Genomic DNA, 24,065 nt, shown 5'->3' with positions numbered 1-24,065 from the left:
GATTTGCATCTGCCGGGGGCGTTCACGTAACGTTGGGTTCACCGACGCGGGGTGGAGCAGCTCGGTAGCTCGCTGGGCTCATAACCCAGAGGTCGCAGGTTCAAATCCTGTCCCCGCTACTGAAGCCTCAGGGCCCGGATCCATGGGATCCGGGCCCTGAGGCGTTTCCGGGGTCGTTTCCAGCGGCGAAGCGCCCCCAGTGGGCGAAAAGGCCCGGACCAGGGGTCCGGGCCTTGGTGCGTCCGGGGGTCAGGCGCCCGCGCAGTTCGGGCAGACGCCGCGGTAGGTGACCTCGACCGCCGACACGACGAAGCCGAAACGCTCCGAGTCGGGCAGGTCCGCCAGCGGGTTGCCGGCCGGGTGGACGTCGCGGATGGCGCCGCACCGGGCGCAGACCAGGTGCTGGTGGGGCCGGTGGGCGTTCGGGTCGTACCGCTTGGCGCGCCGGTCCGTGGCGACTTCCAGGACCTCGCCGAGGGAGACGAGCTCGCCCAGCGTGTTGTAGACGGTCGCGCGCGAGATCTCGGGCAGCTTCGCAGTGGCACGAGCGTGCACCTCGTCGGCCGTCAGGTGCACGTGGTCACCATCGAGCACCTCGGCCACGACGCGCCGCTGTGCCGTCATGCGCCAGCCGCGTCCGCGAAGTCGTTCCAGCAGGTCACTCATGGACATCAGCCTAACAGCGAGGGGATTCGGTGTAACTCCCGAACCAGTGCGGACTTGGATGCTTGCTTGACTTGGACAAAGTCCATTGTAGGATCGAATACGGCGAAGGCCAAGGACAGGACATGCAGCAATGACGCAGGAGGCGCACGTGACGCAGGGACCGCTCACCACGGAGGCCGGGGCGCCGGTGGCCGACAACCAGAACAGCGAGACGGCCGGTGTCGGCGGTCCCGTTCTGGTCCAGGACCAGCTCCTGCTGGAGAAGCTGGCCCACTTCAACCGCGAGCGCATCCCGGAGCGCGTGGTGCACGCCCGCGGCGCCGGCGCGTACGGCACGTTCACGCTGACCCGCGACGTCTCGCAGTGGACGCGCGCCGCGTTCCTCTCCGAGGTCGGCAAGCAGACCGAGACCTTCCTGCGGTTCTCCACCGTCGCGGGCAACCTGGGCAGCGCCGACGCGGTGCGCGACCCCCGCGGCTGGGCGCTGAAGTTCTACACCGAGGAGGGCAACTACGACCTCGTCGGCAACAACACCCCGGTGTTCTTCATCAAGGACGCCATCAAGTTCCCCGACTTCATCCACACCCAGAAGCGCGACCCGTACACGGGCTCGCAGGAGGCGGACAACGTCTGGGACTTCTGGGGCCTGTCGCCCGAGTCCACCCACCAGGTGACCTGGCTCTTCGGTGACCGCGGCATCCCGGCGTCCTACCGCCACATGAACGGCTACGGCTCGCACACGTTCCAGTGGAACAACGAGGCCGGCGAGGTCTTCTGGGTCAAGTACCACTTCAAGACCGACCAGGGCATCAAGAACCTCACCCAGGCCGAGGCGAACGCACTCGCCGGCGAGGACCCCGACAGCCACCAGCGTGACCTGCGCGAGGCCATCGAGCGCGGGGACTTCCCGACCTGGACCGTGCAGGTCCAGATCATGCCGGCGGCCGACGCGGCGACCTACCGCTTCAACCCGTTCGACCTCACCAAGGTGTGGCCGCACGCGGACTACCCGCCGATCGAGATCGGCAAGCTGGAGCTCAACCGCAACCCGGAGAACGTCTTCGCCGAGGTCGAGCAGTCCATCTTCTCCCCGGCGCACTTCGTCCCCGGCATAGGCCCGTCCCCCGACAAGATGCTCCAGGGCCGTCTCTTCGGCTACGGCGACGCCCACCGCTACCGCGTCGGCATCAACGCCGACCACCTGCCGGTCAACCGCCCGCGCGCCACCGAGGCGCGCACCAACTCCCGTGACGGGTACCTCTACGACGGTCGCCACAAGGGTGCGAAGAACTACGAGCCGAACAGCTTCGGCGGCCCGCACGAGACCGGCCGCCCGCTGTGGCAGCCGGTCCCGGTCACCGGCGGCACGGGCAACCACGCCGCGCCCGTGCACAGCGAGGACGACGACTTCGTCCAGGCCGGCAACCTCTACCGCCTGTACTCCGAGGACGAGAAGGCCCGTCTGATCGAGAACCTCTCCGGCTTCATCGCCAAGGTCTCCCGCGACGACATCGTCGAGCGCGCGATCGACAACTTCCGCCGGGCGGACGGCGACTTCGGCAAGCGGCTCGACGCCGCGGTCCAGGCCCTCCGCGGCTGACGGATCCCGCCTGCCGTGGCGGAACGCCGGGCCGCAGTCCTCCTCGGAGGGCTGCGGCCCGGCGCCGTTTCACGCGGACACCGTGCGCCGCGCCGGAACCCAGCAGCGGATGACGTCGCGCACGGACACGATGCCCACCGGTCCGCCGTCCTCCAGGACGATCAGGTGCCGGAAACCGCCGTGGGCCATCGCCTCCGCGGCCTCCTGAAGGGTGGCGTCCGGGGTGCAGAAGACGACGTTGTTGGTGGTGTGCGCGCCCACCGACTCCCGGTCGGGGTCGTGGCCCGCGCCGATCGAGTTGAGGATGTCGCGCTCGGTCAGGATGCCGATTCCGCTGTGGTCGGGGTCGTGGACGACGGCCGCGCCGACGCGCCGGCCGGACATCAGGCAGGCCGCCTGCCGGAGGGTGTGTGCGGGTCCGAGGGTGAGGATCACGGTGCTCATTGCGTCACGGACGAGCATGAAGAGAGCCACCTCCTGGGGTGAGCCCCCGCGCCGGGGTGGGTGCGACCGGTGGAACGTCTCAAGAGAAACGTTTCACAAGCGCACAAGCGTGGGGATTCTCAGACTCCCACGGACCGGGAGGGCCAGCAAGGAGGCGTGCGAAAGGAGCGCGCCCGGCGCTCGGGCGCGTCAGGCACGCGGGCGGAGCAGGCCGAGCATCTCCTCGTGGAGCAGTCCGTTCGACGCCGCGGCGTTCCCGCCGTGCACGCCGTCGACGCCGTCCAGGCTGGTGAAGCGGCCGCCCGCCTCCTGGACCACCACCGCGATGGCGGCCATGTCCCACAGGTTCAGCTCCGGCTCGGCGCACAGGTCCAGGGAGCCCTCCGCGACCATCATGTACGGCCAGAAGTCGCCGTAACCGCGGGTGCGCCAGCACGCCCGCGTCAGGTCCAGGAAGCCGGGCAGCCGCCCCTGCTCCTCCCAGCCGCTCAGCGAGGAGTACGCGAACGAGGCGTCGCCCAGCTCGCCCACCCGGGACACGCCGATCGGGGTGGGCTCGCCGAGCGCACCGCCCGAGTACGCGCCGGAGCCCTGCGCCGCCCACCAGCGGCGGCCCAGCGCGGGTGCGGACACCACGCCGACCACGGGGCGGAACACCCCGTCCTCGCCCTCCGTCATCAGGGAGATCAGGGTCGCCCAGACGGGGACCCCGCGCACGTAGTTCTTCGTACCGTCGATCGGGTCCACGACCCATCGGCGCGGGCCGCTGCCCTTGAGCCCGTACTCCTCGCCCAGGATGGCGTCGTCGGGCCGGGCTGCGGTGATGCCCGCCCGGACGACCTCCTCCGCGGCCTTGTCCGCCTCGCTCACCGGGGTCATGTCCGGCTTCGTCTCGACCTTCAGGTCGAGGGCGCGGAACCGCTCCATCGTGGCGACGTCCGCCGCGTCGGCGAGTTCGAGGGCGAGGCGCAGGTCATCGTCATACTCGGGCATGCCCGAACAGTAGCGAGACTCCGGGACCCCGGCCAACGACGTCCACAGTGCGGCCGGGCGGGCCCCTTGACAGCGGGTGCGCCCTTGACAGGGCCTGGCGCCCCGTCAACTCTGACCGGAGGGCCGAGCGGGGAGGTGCGGATGCCGACAGCGCGGGAGTCCTTGCTGGACGCGGCGGGGGCGGCGCTCGCGGCGCGCCCCTGGCCGGACGTGAGGATGGTCGACGTGGCCGCCGCGGCCGGGGTGTCGCGACAGACCCTCTACAACGAGTTCGGCGGCAAGGCGGGGCTGGGGCGCGCCCTGGTGCGGCGCGAGGCCGACCGGTACCTGGACGGGGTGGACCGGGCCCTGAACACCCCGCTGCGGGCCCCCGAACGGCTCGCCGCGGTCGCCGAGTGGACCGTACGGGCGGCCCGCGCGCAGCCCCTCGTGCGAGCCCTGCTCACCGGCAGCTGGGGCCCGGGCCTGCCCGCCGCGAGCCGGAGCGAACCGGGGCCCGGCGACCTCGCCCGGGCCGTGCGCGACCGGGCCGCCGCCGCGCTCACGCCGGGGGAGGGCCCGCAGCGCTGCGAGCTGGCGGTGCGGCTCGCCCTCTCCTACGTGATCGCCCCGGGGGAGGAGCCGGGGGCGGGGGAGCTGATCGGGCTGCTCAGTGTGCCGAACCGGACAGCTGGAGCCCGATGACCCCCAGGATGACCAGCGTGATCGAGACGAGTTTGAGGGTGGAGACCACGTCGCCGAGGAAGACCATGCCGTAGATCGCCGTACCGGCCGCGCCGATGCCCGTCCAGACCGCGTACGCCGGCCCCACGTCCAGCTTCTTGAGGGCCAGGGTCAGCAGGCCGAAGCTGCCGAGCGCGAAGCACGCGAAGGCGATGGTCGGCCACAGCCGGGTGAATCCGTGGGAAAGCTTGAGGCAGACCGCGAAACCGGTCTCCAGGAGTCCGGCGACGACGACCAGCAGCCACGCCATGGCGAATGCCTCCCCGCGTCATGTGACATCACGTCACTTGGTGCGATTATGCACTTTTCCAGACAGGTCCCCCGACAAACACGGCACGGCCGCCGGGTCGGTCAGTCGCCCTCGCGCCGCTCCCGCGTCTCCAGCAGCCGCCGCAGCGAATACAGCCGCGCCGGATCCGCGTGGCCGTCCTCCACCCACTTGTCGAGCGCGCAGTCCTGCTCGTCGTGACTGCACGCGCGCGGGCACTCCTCCGTACCGGGAACCAGGTCCGGGAAGGCCAGGATCACCCGGGACGGGTCCACGTGGTGCAGACCGAAGGAGCGCACACCGGGGGTATCGATGACCCAGCCGTCACCCGAGGGCAGCGGCAGCGCCAGCGCCGAGGTGGTCGTGTGCCGGCCGCGGCCGGTGACCGCGTTCACGTGCCCCGTGGCGCGCTGGCGGCCCTCGGCGACCAGCGAGTTCACCAGGGTGGTCTTCCCCACGCCGGAGTGGCCGACGAAGGCGGTGATCCGGCCGGTCAGCCGCTCGCGGACCCGCTCGGCCGCGTCACCGGCGGCCAGCTCCTCGCGGTTGGTGACCACGTAGTTCAGGCCGAACGTCGAGTAGATCTCCAGGATCTTGTCCGCCGAGGTCAGGTCGGACTTGGTGAGCACCAGCAGCGGCTCCAGCCCGGCGTCGTACGCCGCCACCAGGCAGCGGTCGATCATCCGGGGCCGCGGCTCGGGATCGGCGAGGGCGGTGACGATCGCCAGCTGGTCGGCGTTGGCGACGACCACCCGCTCGTACGGGTCGTCGTCGTCCGCGGTGCGCCGCAGGACGGACTTGCGCTCCTCGATCCGCACGATCCGCGCCAGAGTGTCCTTCCTGCCCGACAGGTCACCGACGATCCAGACCCGGTCGCCGACGACCGCGGCCTTGCGGCCCAGCTCCCGGGACTTCATCGCGGTGATCGTGCGGCCGTCGACCAGGCAGGTCAGCCGGCCGCGGTCGACGGTCAGGACGAAGCCCTCGGAGGCGTCCTCGTGCTTGGGCCGGATGTTCGTCCGGGGCCGGTTGCCCTTGGGGTTCGGGCGCTGGCGGATGTCGTCCTCGTCGGTGTGCTTGCCGTACCTGCGCATGACGTGCCCTACGCTCCCGCACCCGCTTCGGGTCCCGCGTCCCCGGCCAGCATGTCCGTCCACATCCTGGGGAAGTCCGGCAGGGTCTTCGCGGTCGTGGCGACGTTCTCGATCTGCACGCCCTCCACGGCGAGGCCGATCACCGCGCCGGCGGTGGCCATCCGGTGGTCCTCGTACGTGTGGAACACCCCGCCGTGCATCCGGCGCGGCCGGATGCGCAGGCCGTCCTCGGTCTCGGTGACGTCACCGCCGAGCGCGTTGATCTCCTTGGTCAGCGCGGCCAGCCGGTCCGTCTCGTGCAGCCGCAGATGGGCGACGCCCCGCAGCACCGACTCGGAGTCGGCCAGGGCCGCCACCGCCGCGATGCCGGGAGTGAGCTCACCGACCTCGCTCAGGTCCACGTCGATGCCGTGGATCTTCCCGCTGCCGGTGAAGACAAGGCCCGCGTCGGTCAGTTCGCAGGAGCCGCCCATCTCCGTGAAGATCCGGCGCAGCGCGTCACCGGGCTGCGTGGTGCGGCGCGGCCAGTCGGGAACGGTGACCGTGCCGCCCGTGATCAGGGCCGCGGCCAGGAAGGGCTGCGCATTGGACAGGTCCGGCTCCACGACCATGTCGCGGCCGAGCAGGGCGCCCGGCGCGACCCGCCACACGTCCTTCTCGCCGCCGGCCTCGGGGGTGTCCACCTGGACGCCCGCGGCGCGCAGCATCTCCACGGTCATCCGGATGTGCGGCATCGACGGCAGGTTGCCGCCCACGTGCCGGACCTCGACGCCCTGGTTGAACCGCGGGGCCGAGAGCAGCAGCGCGGAGACGAACTGGGAGGAGTTGCTGGCGTCGATCTCGACCGTGCCGCCCTCCAGCGCCCCGCCGCCCTGGACGGTCATGGGCAGCGCGCCGCGGCCGTCGTCGTCGATCCGGGCACCGAGCGTGCGCAGAGCGGTGATGACCTGGCCGAGCGGACGCTCGTAGGAGCGCGGGTCGCCGTCGAAGCGGATGTCGCCGTCGGCGAGGGTGGCGACGGGCGGCAGGAAGCGCATGACCGTGCCCGCGTTGCCGACGTCCACCGTCGTCGGTCCGTGCAGGGCCGCCGGGATGACCCGCCAGGCCTCGCCGCTCGCGCCGGCGCCCGCGGAGCTGGAGGAGACGGTCTCCTCGATGCCCACGCCCATGGCGCGCAGCGCGTCCGACATCAGCTGGGAGTCGCGCGAGCGCAGCGGGCGGCGCACCCAGCCCGGCTCGGAGGCGAGGGCGGCCAGCACGAGGGCGCGGTTGGTGACCGATTTGGACCCGGGCACCGTGACGGTGGCGTGGACGGTCCCGTCGGCGAGCGGTGCGGGCCAGAGGGCAGGGGCGGGGGTCTCGGTCATGGCCCCCACTTTAGTGGCTTCCTCCGGGCCCGGATCTTGATCGCCGTCCGGTCTCAGAGGGTGGTCACAGGCCGAGCAGCCAGCGGCCGCCGCCGACCAGCGAGCACAGCGCGACGACGTGGAAGAAGAGCAGCCACACCACGGGGTGCAAGTGGGTGAGGCGCCCCAGCTGGTCGGCGTCGGAATCGGGGGCCCCGCCGCCCCGCCGCTTGGCGCCCAGCTCGAAGACCGGCCGGACCCCGCCGAGCAGCAGGAACCACACGACGAGGTAGGCGAAACCCGCCTGCACCTCGGCCGGGGTCAGCCACGACACCAGCAGGAAGGTTCCGCCGGTCAGTACCACCGTCAGCGCCCCGTACGCGTTCCGGATCATCACCAGCATCGCCAGGAGCAGGGCCGTGGCCGCCCACAGGAGCAGCGTGATCCGGTGCGCGGACAGCAGGGCCGCCCCGCCCAGACCGAGCAGCGAGGGTGCGGTGTACCCGCCGGCCGCGGTCAGGATCATTCCCAGCCCCGTCGGCCTCCCCCGGCTGACGGTGACGCCGCTGGTGTCGGAGTGCAGGCGTATCCCGCTCAGCCGCCGGCCGGTGAGCAGCGCCAGCAGGCCGTGCCCGCCCTCGTGCGCGATGGTGATGGCGTTGCGCGAGAGCCGCCACAGCGGGCGGGGGCCCACGGCGGCCAGCGCGACGATCCCGGTCGCGATCACCAGCCACCGGTCCGGTGCGGTCTGCATGCCCGTGAGCCGGTCCCACAGGCCGGCGGTCGTGCTGCTGTCCATGAGGTGGCGGACTCCTTGCGGTGGGGTGTGGTGGACATGGCAGTGTGGCAGCCATGTGCGGACGGTATGCAGCGGGTCGTGGACCGCAGGACCTCGTGGAGGCCTTCGGCATCGAGCGGTGGGAGCCGGAGGAGGCCCTGGCCCCCGACTTCAACGTGGCGCCGACGAAGGAGGTCCACGTCGTCCTCGACCGTCCTCTGAAGGACGCTTCGCACCCGCGTCCGGTTCGCCAGCTGCGCGTCCTGAAATGGGGACTCGTGCCCTCCTGGGCCAAGAACCCCGACGGCGCCGCCCGCATGATCAACGCCCGGTCGGAGACCCTGCACGAGAAGCCGTCCTTCCGCCGCGCGTTCGCGCAGCGCCGCTGCATCATCCCCGCCGACGGGTACTACGAGTGGGTCACCGCCCACGACGAGCGGCAGCTGGAGGTGGAGGGGAAGAAGAAGCGGGCCCGCAAGCAGCCCTACTTCGTGCTCCCTTGCGACGGTTCGCTCTTCGCCATGGCCGGCATATACGAGTTCTGGCGCGACCGGACCCTGCCCGACGAGCACCCACTCGCCTGGTGGGTGACCTGTTCGGTGATCACCACCGAGGCGGAGACCGGCCCGCTGGGGGTCGCCCCCGCCGAAGGACCGCGCTCGCTGTCCGAGATCCACCCCCGGATGCCGCTGATGCTCACCCCCGACCGCTGGGACGCCTGGCTGGACCCCGCGAACACCGACACCGAGGGGGCCCTGCGGGAACTGCTCGCGCCGCCGCCGGGCGGACTGATGCGCGCCTACCCGGTGTCCACCGCCGTGAGCAACGTGCGCAACAACGGCCCGGAGCTGCTCACGGAGCTGGCCGCGCCGGAGGAGGGCACTCTCTTCTGAGGCGTGTCCTGACCGGCCGGGACGGCACGATGGGGGCATGACCACGCGTACCGAGAGTGTCGACACCCCGGCGGGCGAGGCCCGCATCACCTGGCACACCGCCCCGAAGGCCCGGCTCGTGCTCGCCGTGAGCCACGGCGCGGGCGGCGGCATCGAGGCCCGCGACCTGCAGGCGCTGGCCGCCGCCCTGCCCGCCCGCGGGGTCACGGTGGCGCTCGTCGAACAGCCCTGGCGGGTCGCCGGGAAGAAGGTCGCCGCCGCGCCCAAGGTGCTGGACGAGGGCTGGCGCGGGCTGTGGCCGGCGCTGGCGAACCCCGGGCTGCCGGTGGTCGCGGGCGGACGCAGCGCCGGCGCCCGCGTGGCCTGCCGCACCGCCGAGGAGCTGGGCGCCGCCGGGGTCCTGGCCCTGGCCTTCCCGCTGCACCCGCCGGGCAGGCCCGAGAAGTCCCGCGCCGGGGAACTCACCGGGGCCGGCCGGCCCACCCTCGTGGTCCAGGGTGGCCGGGACCCCTTCGGCCGCCCCGAGGAGTTCCCGGAGCCGGCCGGGGAGCACCCGTACGAGCTGGTCGAGGTGGCCCACGGCGATCACGGCTTCGCGGTGCCGAAGAAGGCCGCCACCACCCAGGAGGAGGCCCTGCGGACGATCACCGCGGCCGTCGGGGAGTGGCTCGCCCGGCTCCCCGGGTGACACGGGCCAGCACCGCCCGCCGCCGGCCCGGCGAAGGCCGAAAACCCGTGGCGTTCCGGGGAATGCGCCGCCCCGCCTCTCTGTTGTCCCACATGTCGGTACACACGGGAACGTCGGAGGAGAGGGAGCGCATGACCCAGGTCATCAGCCAGAACCGTCCGCAGGCCGCTGACCTGGACTGGACGGTGCTGCCCGCCCCCAAGCGCAGCTCGCTCCGGGCGGCGTGGGGCCGGGAAGGTCGACTATTCTCCGATTCGAGCGGATCCGCTTTCGGAGCCGCCACGCAGTCGGAGGAGGTGGGTCCTGTCGCTGGGACCGACGAAGGCCACGCGGAGGAGACGACCCTGGAGCGCAACGCGCGCTTCGAACGGGACGCCCTCGGCTACCTCGACCAGATGTACTCGGCCGCGCTGCGCATGACGCGCAACCCGGCCGACGCCGAGGACCTGGTCCAGGAGACGTACGCCAAGGCATACGCGTCCTTCCACCAGTTCCGCGAAGGCACCAACCTGAAGGCGTGGCTGTACCGCATCCTGACCAACACGTTCATCAACTCCTACCGCAAGAAGCAGCGTGAGCCCCAGCGCAGCGCAGCGGAGGAGATCGAGGACTGGCAGCTGGCGCGCGCCGAGTCGCACATGTCGACCGGTCTGCGCTCGGCCGAGTCGCAGGCGCTCGACCATCTGCCCGACTCGGACGTCAAGGAAGCCCTGCAGGCCATTCCGGAGGAGTTCCGCATCGCGGTCTATCTTGCCGACGTAGAGGGCTTTGCGTACAAGGAGATCGCGGACATCATGGGTACACCCATCGGAACGGTCATGTCGCGACTGCACCGTGGCCGCCGTCAGCTCCGCGGAATGCTGGAGGACTACGCCCGCGAGCGCGGGCTGGTTCCCGCGGGTGCGGCAGAGGCGAACGACCGGAAAGGCACGGGCTCATGAGTTGCGGAGAGCCGCACGAGACAGAGTGCTCTGAGGTCCTGGACCACCTGTACGAGTTCCTCGACCATGAGATGCCCGACAGCGACTGCACGAAGTTCGAGACCCACTTCGGCGAGTGCAACCCCTGTCTGGAGAAGTACGGCCTGGAACAGGCCGTGAAGAAGCTCGTCAAGCGTTGCTGCGGGTCGGACGACGTGCCGTCCGACCTGCGGTCGAAGGTGATGGGCCGGATCGAGCTGATCCGGTCGGGGCAGGCCGTCCCCGACCATGACGTCACCGCCGACAATCCCGCGTCCGGCTGACCGCCCGGATATTGGTCGAACTGCTGAACACCCGCCCCCGGAAAATCAGTTCATTCACCCGAATGTGCTAATCCGGGGGCGTCCGCACAGCGCAATTCGAAGATGTGGCCCACCCCGCTCGGGGCCCCACCTATTCTCCCCAATCGGTACCGGTCCGATTCGGTGCCCGGCTTGCACGGGCCAGGGGAGGAGAGTGCCATGCGGGGTCTTCCGCCGGCCGCCCGCGGATTCGTCTTCTGCGCCGTACTGGCGGCACTCGCCTGCACCGCCCCGGCCCTCACGGATTCCGCCACGCCCTGGCCGGCCGTGACCCTGCTCGCCGTGCTCTACCTCGGCTGCGAACTCGTCAGGTACTGCCCGCTGCCGGGCAGCCGGCCCCCCGAGGGCATCGGCTCCTTCTTCCCCGTGGTGCTCGCCGCCGTCTTCCTGCTGCCGCCCGCCGCCGCCGCGCTCGTGGCGCTGCCCGGGGGGCTCGCCGCCACCGTGGTCCAGCCGCCGGCCGCGGTGCGCCGGGTGTGGCACGGGGCCCAGCAGTCCATCGGCGCGTGGGCGGCGGGGCAGGTGTTCGGGCTGCTCGGCGGCCCGGCCGCACTCGGCGGGGGGCCCGACGGCGGCTCCGGGCCCCCCGCGTGGCCCGCCGACCTCCCCGGCGCGATGCTCCCCGCGACGGCGGCGGCCACCGTCTTCTGCCTGGTGATCACCGCCCTCGACGGGGGCATCCTGGCCGCCGCCGAGCGCAGGCACGCCGCCACCGCCTGGCACGGCGTGGTCCCCCTCACCCTCGCCGCGCACTGCGTCCACGGCCTCGCCGGGCTGATGATGGCCGCCATGTGGCGCAGCCCGTACGGCGTCCCGGCCGCGCTGCTCGTCCTGCTCCCGATGTACGTCTCCTGCTGGGTCTTCGCCCAGTACCACCGCGAGCACGCCGCCCACCAGGCCACCATCCGGGCCCTCGTGCAGGCCGTGGACATCAAGGACCGCTACACCCGTGGCCACAGCGAACGGGTCGGCCAGGCCTCCACGATGATCGCCCGCGAGCTGGGGATGCCCGAGGACCGGCTGGAAGTGGTCCGCTTCGCCGGCATCCTGCACGACGTCGGCAAGATCGGCGTCCCGACCCGGCTGCTGCGCAAGGACGGACCGCTGACCCCGCAGGAGCGCCGGATCATCGAACTGCACCCCGAGTACGGGCACGAGATGGTGCGCGGCATCGGCTTCCTGGGAGAGGCCAGGTCCGCGATCCTGCACCACCACGAACGCGTCGACGGCACCGGCTATCCGTACGGACTGACCGGCGAGCAGATCCCGGTGCTGGCGCGGGTGGTGGCGGTGGCCGACGCCTTCGACGCCATGACCTCCACCCGCTCGTACAGCCGGGCCCGGCCGGTGCCCGCCGCCCTCGCCGAGCTGGAGCGGTGCGCGGGGGCCCAGTTCGATCCGGCGATGGTCCGGGCCCTCACCGACGCCGTCGGCCGGCACGGCTGGCATCCGGTGGTCACCTCGGACGACGACCTCCAGGTGATCAAGGACCCCGCTCCCGCCGGGGTGCCCGGTCCCGGGGTGCGAGGGCCGGCGGCCCGGTCGGCGGGCCGGGAGCCGGCGGCCCGGTCGGGCCAGGGGCTGGAGGTCCCGTCGGGCCGGGGCCCGGCCGCGCCGGCTCCGGCCGCCGGCGGGGGCGGCGGCCTCCGCCCCCGGGGTCCTCGCACCACCCGGTCGGCGGGGCGGACGGTGCTGCGCGCCCTGCCCGCGCAGGACGCCGCGCCCCCCGGCGCCCACGGCCCCGGTAGCCCGGCCCCGCCCGCCGACGGACGCTCCGGCCGCGACACGGACGGTGCCGGGGCGGGCGCATGAGGGCCGCGGGCGGGTGGGCGGTGCGGGGGGCCGCGGCCGTGCTCGCCGCCGTCAGCCTCGCCCACACCCTGTGGAACGGCCTGGCCGAGCCCGGCGTCGCCCTGGCCTTCGGCGTCCTGGTCGCCGTCGGCGAGCTCGCCCGCAGGGACCGGCCCGGCGCTCCCGACCACCTGGGTGCGCCGCTCGGCTCGGCCGGCGCCCTCGCCTACGCCCTGCTCGGCCGGAACGCGGGCCTGCCGACCCACCACGGGGTGCTGGAGACCGTCGCCGTCGTCGCCGCGGCCGCCCTCGCCGGGATCGTCCCGCACGTCGCCCGCGGCCGCGGCCCCGCCCTCGACCACCTGTCCCGCCGGGTGCTCACCGTCGCCTTCGCCGCCGCCTGCTTCCAGCCGCTCCACCCCTCCGGCCGCCTGGAGCAGCGGGTGGGCCAGGGGCCCTACCTCGTCGTCTTCCTGCTGCTCCTGCTGGTCCTCGTCGCCCTGTGCGACGCCGTGCTCGGCGCCGCCCTCGAGGGGGCCCGCACGGGCTGGCCGTACGGGCCGCTGCTGCGCGACGGCCTGCGCGCCCAGCTCGGCATCGGCCCGGCGATCTGCGCCACCGGCGTCGTCATGGCACTCGGCGCGGCCGCCGCGGGGCTGTGGGCCGTCCCCGTCCTCAGTGTTCCGCTGCTGCTGACCCAGCTGTCCTTCCACCGGATCACCGCGATCCGCACCACCTACCGCCAGACCATCACCTCCCTGGCCCGGGCCACCGAGATCGCCGGATACACCCCGCCGGGACACGCCCGCCGGGTGGCGGCCCTGAGCTGCGCCGTCGGCCGGGAGCTGGGCCTGTCGGAACGGGAGCTCACGGTGCTGGAGTACGCCGCTCTGATGCACGACATCGGCCAGCTCTCCCTGGTCGACCCGGTGCCGGACGGGGCCACCGCCGAGCTGCCCGCGGCCGAGGCCCGCCGGATCGCCGGGCTGGGCGGGGAGGTGGCCCGGCAGGCCGGGGTCCCCGACGAGGTCGCCGTGGTGGTGGAGCGGCAGGCGGACCCGTACCGGGAGCAGCCCGCGCTGGCCCGGATCGTGCGCGCGGTGAACGCGTACGACGACCTCGTCGGGGGGAACCGTCACCCGGGCGGCTCACTGGCCGCGCTGGAACAGCTCCGCCTGGGCACCGGGCACGATTACCAGCCCGAGGTCGTGGAGTGCCTGGCGAGGGTTCTGGCCAGGGGCGGACGTGGCAGAGTGGTGCCCGTCCCACCGGGGTAACCCATGGGTAATGAGCGGCCGTCCGAGCGGGCATGGTTGGATGCCAGTAAGAGTGTCCGCAAGGCTGCACCGTAGTCCCCCAGCCACCGCTGGGAGGGTGCCCCCAGGCAGGCGGGAATCGTGAGGATCTTCGGGAAGGTACGGCATCGGCCCTCCGCCTCGTGGCGGCAGGCCACCGACCGCGCGTTCACGCTGATCGGCGACGGGCGGTACGAGGACGCGGGCGCGCTGCTGACCAGAGCCGCGGACCTGGAGCCCTGGCTCTCCGAGTCCTGGTTCAACCTGGCCCTGCTGCACAAGTTCCGGCACGACTGGGAGCAGGCGAGGGCCGCCGGACTGCGCGCCGTGGCCCTGCTGGACCGCGAGACCGGGGCCCCCGACTGGTGGAACGTCGGGATCGCCGCCACCGCCCTCCAGGACTGGCCGCTGGCCCGGCGGGCCTGGCAGGCGTACGGGCTGAAGGTGCCCGGGGACCCGCACGGCGCGAACGGCGGCGGGAACGGCGAGCCGGTCGGCATGGAACTCGGCAGCGCCGCCGTGCGGCTCTCGCCCGAGGGCGAGGCCGAGGTGGTGTGGGGCCGCAGGCTGGACCCGGCGCGGCTGGAGGTCCTGTCGATCCCGCTGCCCTCGTCGGGGCGGCGCTGGGGCGAGGTCGTCCTCCACGACGGAGTCCCGCACGGCGAACGGGTGACCGCGGCCGGACCCTCCTACCCGGTGTTCGACGAGATCGAGCTGTGGGCGCCGTCCCCGGTGCCGACCTGGGTGGTGCTGCTGGAGGCGGCCACCGAGGCGGACCGCGACGCGCTGGAACAGCTCGCCTCGGACGCGGGCTTCGCCGCCGAGGACTGGTCCTCGTCGGTACGGCTGCTGTGCCGGACCTGCTCGGAGAGCGAGATGCCCAGCGACGAGGGCGACGGCGAGCACCTGGATCCGCACGACCACAGCGAGCCGGGACACCCCGGGCCGCTGGGGCACCGTACGGCGGGCTCCGGTTCCCTGTGGGTGCCCGAGCGCGAATGCGGCATCGCGGCACCGGCCGGACTGGTCCGCGGTCTCCTTGACAGCTGGGTCTCCGACAGCCCCGACAGCCGCGAGTGGCGGGATCTCGAAGAAGTCTGCTGAGCCGGGGCCGTAGGCTGTACGGGCACATCGGTGGCCATCGACGACCACCGGTGACCGGGACTTACGGAAGGCGTACGGCGGACATGGCGCAGCAGGAGAACCAGGTTGTCGATGGTGGCGAGGTCGTGAACGACGGGTACGTCGTGGACACCGAGGACTGTGCGGCGCGCGAGCTGGCCCACCGGGAGCGCGGCACCGCCCGCCCGATCACGGTCGTCGGCAACCCGGTCCTGCACCGCGAGTGCAAGGACGTCACCGAGTTCGGCGACGAGCTGGCCCAGCTGATCGACGACATGTTCGCCAGCCAGAAGGCGGCGGAGGGCGTCGGCCTGGCCGCGAACCAGATCGGCGTGGACGCCAAGGTCTTCGTCTACGACTGCCCGGACGACGACGGCGTGCGCCACACCGGTGTCGTGGTCAACCCCAAGCTCGTCGAGCTCCCGGCGGGCTCGCGGGTGCTGGACGACTCCAACGAGGGCTGCCTGTCCGTCCCGACGGCCTACGCCTCGCTCGCCCGCCCGGACTACGCCGAGGTCGAGGGGCAGGACGCCCAGGGCAACCCGATCAAGGTCCGCGGCACCGGCTACTTCGCCCGCTGCCTGCAGCACGAGACCGACCACCTGTACGGCTACCTGTACATCGACCGGCTCTCGAAGCGGGACCGCAAGGACGCCCTGCGTCAGATGGCGGAGGGCACCCCGCGCTACGAGACCGTCCCCAACGACTGAGGGGCGTCCCCCTCCGGTCCTACGCGACCTGCGGGCCCCGGAACGCACGCCTGAAGGAGTTCGGCGTGGTGCCCAGGGTCCGCAGGAAGTGGTGGCGCAGGGCGGCCGCGTTGCCGAAACCGGAGCGGCCGGCGATCGCGTCGACCGTCTCGTCGGTGGACTCCAGCAACTCCTGTGCCAGCAGGACCCGCTGGCGCAGCACCCACTTGTACGGGGTGGTGCCGGTCTCCTGCAGGAAGCGGCGGGCGAAGGTGCGCGGCGACATGTGCGCCCGCTCCGCGAGCTGCTCGACCGTGATCTCCTCCGCCAGATGGCGGCCCATCCACTCGATCACCTCGCCCACCGTGTCGCAGGACGTGCGGGGCAGCGGCCGCTGGATGTACTGAGCCTGCCCGCCGTCCCGGTGGGGAGGTACGACCATCCGCCGCGCGATGGCGTTGGCCACCTCGGCGCCGTGCTCCTGGCGGACCACGTGGAGGCAGGCGTCGATGCCGGAGGCGGTGCCGGCCGAGGTGATCACCGGGCCCTCGTCGACGTAGAGCACGTCCGGGTCGACCAGTGCCCGCGGGAAGCGCCGTGCCAGGGCCGGGGCGTGCATCCAGTGCGTGGTGCAGCGCCGTCCGTCCAGCAGCCCCGCCGCGCCCAGCGCGTAGGCCCCGCTGCACACGCTGAGCACCCGCGCGCCGCGCTCCACACCGCGGCGCAGCGCGGCCATGAGCGGCTCCGGGTAGGCCCGTTCGGAGGCGTTGCGGAAGGCGGGCACGCAGATCAGGTCGGCGCTCTCCAGCCGCTCCAGCCCGTGGGCGGGGGCGAACGCGAAACCCGTTCCGGCCATGGTCAGCGGGCCCTCCTCGGCCGCGCACACGGCGAAGTCGTACACCGGCAGTCCGTGGTCGCTGCGGTCGATCCCGAAGACTTCGCAGAAGATCCCGAACTCGAAGGGGGCCACTTCGTCGAGGAGGGCCACGGCCACGTTGGTCATCATGGATCCAGTGTGGCAGTAATTCGTTCTTTCATGGCAGTCCTGCCAGTGGCCGGGTTCGGTGAACGGGGCGACAGTGGATACATGAACACGTTCCTGAGCTACCTCGCCGTCCTCGCCGTCGCCACCCTGCTGCTCGCCCCCAGCCTCTACGGGGCCCTGCGCGAGCGGCGGATCGACCGGGAGCTGCGGGCCGTCGAGACGCGGCTCGTGTGGCTGCCGCGGCAGAAGGCGGGCGGCATGCCGCCCACCCCGCGCCCCCGGCACGGCCTCCGGTCCGCCGACTGGCGCCGGGGCCGTCTCGCCCACTGAGCCCCCGCGGCGTACGCACCGCCCCGGAACGCGAGGAGCCGGGACGCGATCGGCTCGCGTCCCGGCTCCCGGTGCTTCGAGGGGGTCAGAAGTCCTCGTCCAGGTCGACCGTGCCCTCGACCGCGACCTGGTAGGCCGACGGGCGGCGCTCGAAGAAGTTCGTCAGCTCCTGGACACCCTGCAGCTCCATGAAGGAGAACGGGTTCTGCGAGCCGTACACCGGCGGGAAGCCGAGACGGACCAGGCGCTGGTCCGCGACGCACTCCAGGTACTCGCGCATCGACTCGGTGTTCATGCCCGGCAGGCCGTCGCCGCACAGGTCGCGGCCGAACTGCAGCTCCGCCTCCACGGCCTCCTTCAGCATGTCGGTGACCTGCTGCTGCAGGGCGTCGTCGAAGAGCTCGGGCTCCTCCTTGCGGACCGTGTCCACGACCTCGAACGCGAAGTTCATGTGCATGGTCTCGTCACGGAACACCCAGTTGGTGCCGGTGGCCAGGCCGTGCAGCAGGCCGCGCGAGCGGAACCAGTACACGTACGCGAAGGCGCCGTAGAAGAACAGGCCCTCGATGCAGGCGGCGAAGCAGATCAGGTTCAGCAGGAAGCGGCGGCGGTCGGCCTGCGTCTCCAGCCGGTCGATCTTCTCGACCGAGTCCATCCACTTGAAGCAGAACTGCGCCTTCTCACGGATGGAGGGGATGTTCTCCACCGCGTCGAAGGCCGCCGCGCGGTCCTCCGGATCGGGCAGGTAGGTGTCGAGCAGCGTCAGGTAGAACTGGACGTGCACGGCCTCCTCGAACAGCTGGCGCGACAGGTACAGGCGCGCCTCCGGGGAGTTGATGTGCTTGTACAGCGTCAGCACCAGGTTGTTCGCGACGATCGAGTCGCCCGTCGCGAAGAACGCGACCAGACGGCCGATCATGTGCTGCTCGGCGGGCGTCAGCTTCGCGAGGTCCGCGACGTCCGAGTGGAGGTCGACCTCCTCCACCGTCCACGTGTTCTTGATCGCGTCCCGGTAGCGCTCGTAGAAGTCCGGGTAGCGCATCGGACGGAGCGTGAGCTCGAAGCCCGGGTCCAGGAGGTTCTTGTGGTCGTTGGAGCTCATTACTGGCAGGCCTCGCAGGACTCGGGGTTCTCAAGGGAGCAGGCCAGCGCCTCGGCGTCGACGGCCTGCGGGAGGGCCACCGGAGCGGCGGTGGCGGCCTGGGCGGCGCGGGCGATCTTCGTCGCCGGGCGCGAGCGCAGGTAGTACGTGGTCTTCAGGCCCTGCTTCCAGGCGTACGCGTACATCGAGCTGAGCTTGCCGATGGTGGGCGTCTCCAGGAACAGGTTCAGCGACTGCGACTGGTCGAGGAACGGCGTACGGGCCGCCGCCATGTCGATCAGGCCGCGCTGCGGGATCTCCCACGCCGTGCGGTACAGCTCGCGCACCTCGGCCGGGATCCAGCCGAAGCCCTGCACCGAGCCCGAGGAGTCGCGCAGCGCCTCACGGGTCTGGGCGTCCCACACGCCGAGCTGCTTCAGCTCCTCCACCAGGTAGCCGTTCACCTGGAGGAACTCGCCCGACAGCGTCTCGCGCTTGAACAGGTTGGAGACCTGCGGCTCGATGCACTCGTAGACGCCGGCGATCGAGGCGATCGTGGCCGTCGGGGCGATGGCGAGGAGCAGGGAGTTGCGCATGCCGGTCTCGGCGACGCGGGCGCGCAGCGCGTCCCAGCGCTCCGGCCAGTTCAGCTCGGTGTCGTAGTGGTCCGGGTGCAGGACGCCGCGCGCGGTGCGGGTCTGCTCCCAGGCCGGCAGCGGGCCGCTGCGCTCGGCGAGGTCGCAGGAGGCCTCGTACGCGGCCAGCATGATGCGCTCGGAGAGCTTGGTGGACAGGGCCTTCGCCTCGGGCGAGTCGAAGGGCAGCTTCAGCTTGAAGAAGACGTCCTGGAGGCCCATCGCGCCCAGGCCCACCGGGCGCCAGCGGGCGTTGGAGCGGCCGGCCTGCTCGGTCGGGTAGAAGTTGATGTCCACCACGCGGTCGAGGAAGGTCACGGCGGTGCGGACGGTCTCGTCGAGGCGCTCCCAGTCGATCTCGCCCGTCTCCGGGAGCACGAAGGCGCCGAGGTTGACCGAGCCGAGGTTGCAGACGGCCGTCTCGCCGTCGTTGGTGACCTCGATGATCTCGGTGCACAGGTTCGAGGAGTGGACGACGGTGCCCGGCTCGGCGGTCTGGTTGGCCGTGCGGTTGGAGGCGTCCTTGAAGGTCATCCAGCCCTGGCCGGTCTGCGCGAGGGTGCGCATCATCCGGCCGTACAGGTCGCGGGCGGGCATGGTCTTGCGGGCCAGGCCGTCGGCCTCGGCCTTGCGGTAGGCGGCGTCGAACGCGTCGCCCCACAGGTCGACCAGCTCGGGGACGTCGGCCGGGGAGAACAGCGACCACTCGGCGTCGGCGTTCACGCGGCGCATGAACTCGTCCGGCACCCAGTGGGCGAGGTTCAGGTTGTGCGTACGGCGCTGGTCCTCACCGGTGTTGTCGCGGAGCTCCAGGAACTCCTCGATGTCCGCGTGCCAGGTCTCCAGGTAGACGGCGGCGGCGCCCTTGCGGCGGCCGCCCTGGTTCACGGCGGCGACGGAGGCGTCGAGGGTCTTCAGGAACGGCACGATGCCGTTGGAGTGGCCGTTGGTGCCGCGGATCAGCGAACCGCGGGCGCGGATGCGGGAGTACGACAGGCCGATGCCGCCGGCGTGCTTCGACAGGCGCGCGACCTGGTGGTAGCGGTCGTAGATCGAGTCGAGCTCGTCCAGCGGGGAGTCCAGCAGGTAGCAGGAGGACATCTGCGGGTGCCGGGTGCCGGAGTTGAAGAGGGTGGGGGAGGAGGGCAGGTAGTCGAGGCGGCTCATCAGCCGGTACAGCGAGGCCACTTCCTCGACGGCCTGGACGCTCTCGTCCGCGGCGAGACCGCAGGCCACGCGCAGCATGAAGTACTGCGGGGTCTCGATGACCTGACGGGTGATGGGGTGGCGCAGCAGGTAGCGGCTGTGCAGGGTCCGCAGGCCGAAGAAGCCGAAGCGGTCGTCGGCGCCCTCGGCGAGGGTGTGCTCGACCAGCGCGTCCAGGCGGACGGCGTGCGTGCGCACGAACTCGGCGGTGCGGTCGGCGATGAGGCCCTCGCGGTGGCCGACCTCGACGGAGGCGGAGAAGGAGGTGGAGCCCTGGCTCGCGGCCTCGTCGCGCACGGCCAGCGTCAGCAGGCGGGCGGCGAGCTTGGAGTAGGCGGGGTCCTCGGAGATGAGGCCCGCGGCGGACTCGGTGGCCAGCCCCCGCAGTTCGGCGTCGTCGGCGGCGGAGCTGCGGCCGCGGAGCGCGGCGGCGGCGACGCGGCCGGGGTCGGTGTCGGGGAGGTCCGCCGTCAGTTCGGTGAGGGTACGCAGCAGCGTGGCCCCCGGGCCCTCGGTGTTGTCGCCAGAAACGGACTCGGCGCGCGGTGCGGAAGGCGCGATGGTCACGGCGGGAGCTCTCCCTCGCTCGGCCCGGTCATCGGCGGTGGGCGAGGGCGCATGCGGGCGTGGCAGGAACGGGCACACCGCATGGCGTCCACCGGCCCAACCGCGAGGCCCGGACGTGTCGGCACCCGGTTCGGTCGATCCGGGCGCGCTGACGGCAGGTCATCGGACTTGGTGTCCGGATGCCGGACACTTCATACCGTTGCGGGACAGTTCCGGATTCCCACCGGATTCCCCTGCGGCGACAGCAGGCATGAGCATACATGTGGGGGCGCCCTTGTGCGGCAACCCCCACATGTAGTGTCGGCGTGGCTACAGCTTGAGTCGGTACGTGAGGAGTTTCAGGCCCTCGATGGGCGCCCAGTCCCGCTCCGGCGTGCGCTCGAAGCCCAGCCGTACGTAGATCCGGTGGGCCCCGGCCATGCCGCGCTGGGTGGAGAGCACCAGGGCCGTGACGCCCTCGACGGCCCGCGCCCGCTCGACGCACGCCTTCACCAGGGCCTCGCCGGCGCCCTGGCCGCGGGCCGCGTGGGCCACCGCGAGCATCCGGAACTCGGCCTCGTCGGGGCCGGCGATGTCGGCGAGCGGGCTGCCGGGTGCGGCGAAGGTCACCCCGCCGAGCACGCGCCCGTCGCGCTCGGCGACGAGCACCTCGGCCCGGGCGGCCCGGCCGGCCACGTCGCGCAGCACGTTGAGGTACGCGTCGTCCTCGTTGAAGTCCAGGTGCCCGTCGGCGAGGTAGGCCTGCGCCGTGATCTCGCCCAGCTCCGCGTAGTCGGCGGGCACCGCCGTTCTGATCACCATGTCCATGCGGTCGAGTGTGCAGGACGGCTGTCGGGACCCGGCGCCGTCGTCGAAAGACAGCGCCGTCGAGGAAGCGGGTGGATCCCGGGCCGGTCCTCATGGCCGTTGAGGTGACCTCGTGGGCCTCCGACACCGAGCGGCGCGACCGGATCGAGAAGCCGCGCACCTTCGCGGCGACAGGCATCGCCGTCCACCGGCGTCGTCCGCACGGCCATCACCCTCCCGGCCGAACCCCTCAAGGACTGGGTGCGCTGAGGTACGCCGAAGGGCCCCGCCACAGGACGCGGCGGGGCCCTTCGTTCGTGTCAGCAGCAGCGGAAGCCCTCGCGGGGGTCCGCCTCGCGGGCGTCCGTACGGGCGCGTTCGAAGGCGCGGCGGGTGAGGACCTCCGCGTCCGGGTCGTGCGAGCGGGCGTGGGCCACGTACCGGTCGTACGCGGCCTCCCCCGAGAACTCCCGTACGTAGAACCGGGCCCTGGCCAGCACGCTGCGCACGGTGCTCACGCCACCGGCTCCTTGACCTGCCCGCCGCCGGAGCCGCGGTCCGCCGCGGCGGCGAGCTGGGCCCGCTCCTCGGCGGTCGCGATCAGGCCGGCCGGGGCGACGATCTTCGACTCGGTCCACGGAACCTCCGACAGCGTCGCCGCCCCCGGGTCGCGGACGGCCTTGACGCAGGTACGCAGCGCGTCCGCGAGGACCACGATGATCAGGACCGCGAACAGGGCGCACAGCACGCCGTCGACCGTGGCGTTGGTGACGATCGTGTGCATGTCGTCCATGTTCTTCGCGGGGGCCAGCACCTTGTCGGCGTCGATGCCCGCCTGGTACTTGTCGCGCTGGGCGAAGAAGCCGACCTTCACGTCCTCGGAGAAGACCTTCTGGTAGCTGGCGGTGAGGGTCACCGTGGCGTCCCAGACCAGCGGGACGCCCGTCACCCAGGCCCACTTGAGCCGGCCGGACTTGACCAGCAGCGTGGTGCAGACCGCCAGCGCGACCGCGGCGAGCAGCTGGTTGGCGATGCCGAAGAGCGGGAAGAGCTGGTTGATTCCGCCCAGCGGATCCTTGATGCCGACCCACAGGAAGTAGCCCCACGCGCCGACCACGATCGCGCTCGCGAACCACACGCCGGGCTTCCAGCTGACGTCCTTGAAGGACTTGTGGACGTTGCCGAGGGTGTCCTGGAGCATGAACCGGCCCACGCGGGTGCCCGCGTCGAGCGTCGTCAGGATGAAGAGGGCCTCGAACATGATCGCGAAGTGGTACCAGAAGGCCTTCATCCCGGCGCCGCCGATGACCGAGGAGAAGATCTCCGACATTCCGAGTGCGAAGGTCGGCGCGCCGCCGGTACGGGACAGCAGGCTGGCTTCCTCGACGTCCTTGGCGGCTTGGGTGAGCGCCTCGGGTGAGATGGCGAAGCCGAAGTTCGTCACCGCCTGTGAGGCCGACTCGACCGTGGTGCCGATGACGCCGGGAGGGGAGTTCACCGCGAAGAAGAGGCCCGGCTCGATGATGCAGGCCGCGATGATCGCCATGACGGCGACGAACGACTCGGTCAGCATGGCGCCGTAGCCGATCATGCGGACCTGGGTCTCCTTCTGGATCATCTTCGGTGTGGTGCCCGAGGAGACCAGGGCGTGGAAGCCCGAGAGCGCGCCGCACGCGATGGTGATGAAGACGAACGGGAACATCGACCCGGCGAAGACCGGGCCGTCCCCGCGGGCCGCGAAGTCGGTGATGGACGGCATCTTCAGCGTCGGCATCGCGATGACCACGCCGATCGCGAGGAGCGCGATCGTGCCGACCTTCATGAAGGTGGACAGGTAGTCGCGGGGTGCGAGCAGCATCCACACCGGCAGGACCGACGCCAGGAAGCCGTACACCACCATCCAGATGACGAGCGTCTCCTTCTCCAGGGTGAAGGTCCCGGCGAGGGAGGACTCGGCGACCCAGCCGCCCGCGACGATGGCGAGCAGCAGCAGGGCGACGCCGATCAGGGAGACCTCGGTGACCCTGCCCGGCCGCAGGACGCGCAGGTAGAAGCCCATGAAGACGGCGATCGGGATGGTCATGCCGATGGAGAAGACGCCCCAGGGGGAGTGGGCGAGGGCGTTGACGATGACCAGCGCCAGCACCGCCAGCAGGATGATCATGATGGCGAACACGGCGACCAGGGCGGCGGCTCCGCCGACGGGGCCGATCTCGTCCCGCGCCATCTGGCCGAGCGAGCGGCCGTCGCGGCGGGTGGAGAAGAACAGCGTCACCATGTCCTGGACGGCGCCGGCGAAGATCACGCCCGCGACGATCCAGATGGTCCCGGGAAGGTAGCCCATCTGCGCGGCGAGCACGGGGCCGACGAGCGGGCCCGCGCCGGCGACGGCGGCGAAGTGGTGGCCGAAGAGCACCCGGCGGTCGGTGGGATGGAAGTCGACGCCGTTGTCGAGGCGTTCGGCGGGAGTGGCCCGCGTGGCGTCGACCTTCAGCACGCGCTGTGCGATGAAGCGCGCGTAGAAGCGGTAGGCGATGGCGTACGAGCCCAGCGCGGCGGCGAGCAGCCAGGCCGCGGAGATCTCCTCGCCGCGCGAGAGCGCCAGCACGCCCCACCCGATGGCGCCGACGAGGCCGACGAGCACCCACACGGCGATGGACTTGGGGGAGGGCGAGCCCGATGGGGTTCCCGGACCCGCCGTGTCCCGTTGTGTCCCTGTTGCTTCCGGTTCAGGCATGATCTCTCGTCCCCTCGTCGATCATCTGCGTAAGCAGGCGGAATCTACGGGGGATTGCCTGGTGAA

The 24,065-nt window shown here is 71.9% G+C and carries 23 protein-coding genes, 1 tRNA gene, 2 pseudogenes and 1 riboswitch; of the genes and pseudogenes, 13 read left to right on the top strand and 13 right to left on the bottom strand.

The features are described 5' to 3' along the window. Positions 1 to 45: 45 nt before the first annotated feature. Positions 46 to 119: transfer RNA gene (locus IH80_RS0125225), tRNA-Met, on the top strand. A gap of 130 nt (positions 120 to 249) precedes the next feature. Here the strand turns inward: IH80_RS0125225 and IH80_RS0125220 are convergent. Next, complete coding sequence (locus IH80_RS0125220; RefSeq protein ID WP_030963513.1) at positions 250 to 666, bottom strand: Fur family transcriptional regulator; 417 nt, start codon at positions 664 to 666, stop codon at positions 250 to 252. Between the two features lie 130 nt (positions 667 to 796). Between IH80_RS0125220 and IH80_RS0125215 the strand changes: the two genes are divergently transcribed. Beyond that, positions 797 to 2,266 carry a catalase gene (locus tag IH80_RS0125215; protein WP_030963512.1) on the top strand — a complete coding sequence of 490 codons (1,470 nt, stop codon included), beginning with the start codon at positions 797 to 799 and terminating at the stop codon, positions 2,264 to 2,266. 69 nt (positions 2,267 to 2,335) lie between these two features. On the opposite strand, the gene IH80_RS0125210 is transcribed toward IH80_RS0125215, so the two are convergent. Both IH80_RS0125210 and hisN read right to left on the bottom strand, forming a co-directional pair. After that, positions 2,336 to 2,728 carry a cyclic nucleotide-binding/CBS domain-containing protein gene (locus IH80_RS0125210; RefSeq protein WP_030963509.1) on the bottom strand — a complete coding sequence of 131 codons (393 nt, stop codon included), beginning with the start codon at positions 2,726 to 2,728 and terminating at the stop codon, positions 2,336 to 2,338. A 171-nt stretch (positions 2,729 to 2,899) separates the two neighbouring features. Beyond that, positions 2,900 to 3,703, bottom strand: coding sequence for a histidinol-phosphatase (gene hisN / locus IH80_RS0125205; RefSeq protein ID WP_030963507.1), 804 nt, complete (start codon positions 3,701 to 3,703; stop codon positions 2,900 to 2,902). A 141-nt stretch (positions 3,704 to 3,844) separates the two neighbouring features. Here hisN and IH80_RS0125200 point away from each other — a divergent pair, with 141 nt between their 5' ends. Further along, positions 3,845 to 4,387 carry a TetR/AcrR family transcriptional regulator gene (locus IH80_RS0125200; RefSeq protein ID WP_030963505.1) on the top strand — a complete coding sequence of 181 codons (543 nt, stop codon included), beginning with the start codon at positions 3,845 to 3,847 and terminating at the stop codon, positions 4,385 to 4,387. Here the strand turns inward: IH80_RS0125200 and IH80_RS0125195 are convergent. The 4 genes from IH80_RS0125195 to IH80_RS0125180 all read right to left on the bottom strand — a co-directional run bounded on the left by IH80_RS0125195 (position 4,353) and on the right by IH80_RS0125180 (position 7,933). Further along, positions 4,353 to 4,676: a DMT family transporter gene (locus IH80_RS0125195; protein WP_030963504.1), complete on the bottom strand. Its 324-nt coding sequence runs from the start codon at positions 4,674 to 4,676 to the stop codon at positions 4,353 to 4,355. The two genes, IH80_RS0125200 and IH80_RS0125195, sit on opposite strands and share 35 nt — an antisense overlap. A 101-nt stretch (positions 4,677 to 4,777) precedes the next feature. Beyond that, on the bottom strand, positions 4,778 to 5,788 hold the full coding sequence (gene rsgA / locus IH80_RS0125190; RefSeq protein ID WP_030963503.1) for a ribosome small subunit-dependent GTPase A: 1,011 nt from the start codon (positions 5,786 to 5,788) through the stop codon (positions 4,778 to 4,780). Between the two features lie 8 nt (positions 5,789 to 5,796). Beyond that, positions 5,797 to 7,155, bottom strand: a complete 1,359-nt coding sequence (aroA, locus tag IH80_RS0125185; RefSeq protein ID WP_030963502.1) for a 3-phosphoshikimate 1-carboxyvinyltransferase — start codon at positions 7,153 to 7,155, stop codon at positions 5,797 to 5,799. Between the two features lie 64 nt (positions 7,156 to 7,219). After that, positions 7,220 to 7,933, bottom strand: a complete 714-nt coding sequence (locus IH80_RS0125180; protein WP_030963501.1) for a M50 family metallopeptidase — start codon at positions 7,931 to 7,933, stop codon at positions 7,220 to 7,222. Positions 7,934 to 7,986: 53 nt separating this feature from the next. Between IH80_RS0125180 and IH80_RS0125175 the strand changes: the two genes are divergently transcribed. The 8 genes and pseudogenes from IH80_RS0125175 (at position 7,987) to def (ending at position 15,693) form a co-directional block, all read left to right on the top strand. Next, a complete protein-coding gene (locus tag IH80_RS0125175) occupies positions 7,987 to 8,805 on the top strand; it encodes an SOS response-associated peptidase (protein ID WP_030963500.1) in 819 nt (272 codons plus the stop codon). A 37-nt stretch (positions 8,806 to 8,842) separates the two neighbouring features. Beyond that, positions 8,843 to 9,493, top strand: a complete 651-nt coding sequence (locus tag IH80_RS0125170; protein WP_030963499.1) for an alpha/beta family hydrolase — start codon at positions 8,843 to 8,845, stop codon at positions 9,491 to 9,493. 296 nt (positions 9,494 to 9,789) lie between these two features. Further along, entirely contained in the window at positions 9,790 to 10,434 is a 645-nt protein-coding gene (locus IH80_RS0125165; RefSeq protein WP_030963498.1) for a sigma-70 family RNA polymerase sigma factor, read from the top strand. Beyond that, positions 10,431 to 10,736 (top strand): mycothiol system anti-sigma-R factor, encoded by a 306-nt coding sequence (gene rsrA / locus IH80_RS0125160; protein WP_030963497.1) that lies wholly within the window; start codon positions 10,431 to 10,433, stop codon positions 10,734 to 10,736. The genes IH80_RS0125165 and rsrA overlap by 4 nt, the downstream gene beginning before the upstream one ends. A 198-nt stretch (positions 10,737 to 10,934) precedes the next feature. Further along, a pseudogene (locus IH80_RS0125155) lies at positions 10,935 to 12,329 on the top strand (HD-GYP domain-containing protein); the annotation flags it as partial. A 254-nt stretch (positions 12,330 to 12,583) separates the two neighbouring features. Continuing rightward, a complete protein-coding gene (locus tag IH80_RS0125150; RefSeq protein ID WP_030963493.1) occupies positions 12,584 to 13,843 on the top strand; it encodes an HD-GYP domain-containing protein in 1,260 nt (419 codons plus the stop codon). A 120-nt stretch (positions 13,844 to 13,963) separates the two neighbouring features. Beyond that, positions 13,964 to 14,965: a tetratricopeptide repeat protein gene (locus IH80_RS0125145; RefSeq protein ID WP_030963492.1), complete on the top strand. Its 1,002-nt coding sequence runs from the start codon at positions 13,964 to 13,966 to the stop codon at positions 14,963 to 14,965. Positions 14,966 to 15,048: 83 nt separating this feature from the next. Next, positions 15,049 to 15,693 carry a peptide deformylase gene (def, locus tag IH80_RS0125140; RefSeq protein ID WP_030963491.1) on the top strand — a complete coding sequence of 215 codons (645 nt, stop codon included), beginning with the start codon at positions 15,049 to 15,051 and terminating at the stop codon, positions 15,691 to 15,693. Positions 15,694 to 15,712: 19 nt separating this feature from the next. Here def and IH80_RS0125135 read toward each other — a convergent pair whose 3' ends face one another. Next, positions 15,713 to 16,678 carry a helix-turn-helix domain-containing protein gene (locus IH80_RS0125135; protein ID WP_030963489.1) on the bottom strand — a complete coding sequence of 322 codons (966 nt, stop codon included), beginning with the start codon at positions 16,676 to 16,678 and terminating at the stop codon, positions 15,713 to 15,715. Positions 16,679 to 16,759: 81 nt separating this feature from the next. On the opposite strand from IH80_RS0125135, the gene IH80_RS44895 reads away from it, so the two are divergent. Beyond that, positions 16,760 to 16,987, top strand: a complete 228-nt coding sequence (locus IH80_RS44895) for a hypothetical protein (protein WP_051809895.1) — start codon at positions 16,760 to 16,762, stop codon at positions 16,985 to 16,987. An 85-nt stretch (positions 16,988 to 17,072) separates the two neighbouring features. Here IH80_RS44895 and IH80_RS0125125 read toward each other — a convergent pair whose 3' ends face one another. From IH80_RS0125125 to IH80_RS0125115, 3 genes are all read right to left on the bottom strand, one after another. Further along, complete coding sequence (locus IH80_RS0125125; protein ID WP_030963488.1) at positions 17,073 to 18,089, bottom strand: ribonucleotide-diphosphate reductase subunit beta; 1,017 nt, start codon at positions 18,087 to 18,089, stop codon at positions 17,073 to 17,075. Continuing rightward, positions 18,089 to 20,476: a ribonucleoside-diphosphate reductase subunit alpha gene (locus tag IH80_RS0125120; protein ID WP_030963487.1), complete on the bottom strand. Its 2,388-nt coding sequence runs from the start codon at positions 20,474 to 20,476 to the stop codon at positions 18,089 to 18,091. The genes IH80_RS0125125 and IH80_RS0125120 overlap by 1 nt, the downstream gene beginning before the upstream one ends. A gap of 135 nt (positions 20,477 to 20,611) precedes the next feature. Next, positions 20,612 to 20,741: riboswitch (cobalamin riboswitch) on the bottom strand. Positions 20,742 to 20,785: 44 nt separating this feature from the next. Beyond that, on the bottom strand, positions 20,786 to 21,283 hold the full coding sequence (locus IH80_RS0125115; protein WP_030963486.1) for a GNAT family N-acetyltransferase: 498 nt from the start codon (positions 21,281 to 21,283) through the stop codon (positions 20,786 to 20,788). Between the two features lie 74 nt (positions 21,284 to 21,357). Here IH80_RS0125115 and IH80_RS46225 point away from each other — a divergent pair. Then, positions 21,358 to 21,471, top strand: a pseudogene (locus IH80_RS46225) (Uma2 family endonuclease); the annotation flags it as partial. Positions 21,472 to 21,582: 111 nt separating this feature from the next. Here IH80_RS46225 and IH80_RS0125110 read toward each other — a convergent pair. Together IH80_RS0125110 and IH80_RS0125105 are read right to left on the bottom strand one after the other, a co-directional pair. Next, positions 21,583 to 21,780 (bottom strand): YbdD/YjiX family protein, encoded by a 198-nt coding sequence (locus IH80_RS0125110; RefSeq protein WP_030016682.1) that lies wholly within the window; start codon positions 21,778 to 21,780, stop codon positions 21,583 to 21,585. Then, positions 21,777 to 23,999 carry a carbon starvation CstA family protein gene (locus IH80_RS0125105; protein ID WP_078906736.1) on the bottom strand — a complete coding sequence of 741 codons (2,223 nt, stop codon included), beginning with the start codon at positions 23,997 to 23,999 and terminating at the stop codon, positions 21,777 to 21,779. The genes IH80_RS0125110 and IH80_RS0125105 overlap by 4 nt, the downstream gene beginning before the upstream one ends. Positions 24,000 to 24,065: the final 66 nt, after the last annotated feature.

The organism is Streptomyces sp. NRRL S-378, assembly GCF_000720645.1.
GTDB lineage: Bacteria > Actinomycetota > Actinomycetes > Streptomycetales > Streptomycetaceae > Streptomyces.
Note: the sequence above shows the minus strand (reverse complement) of the source record. Positions and strands in the feature narration are given on the sequence as shown.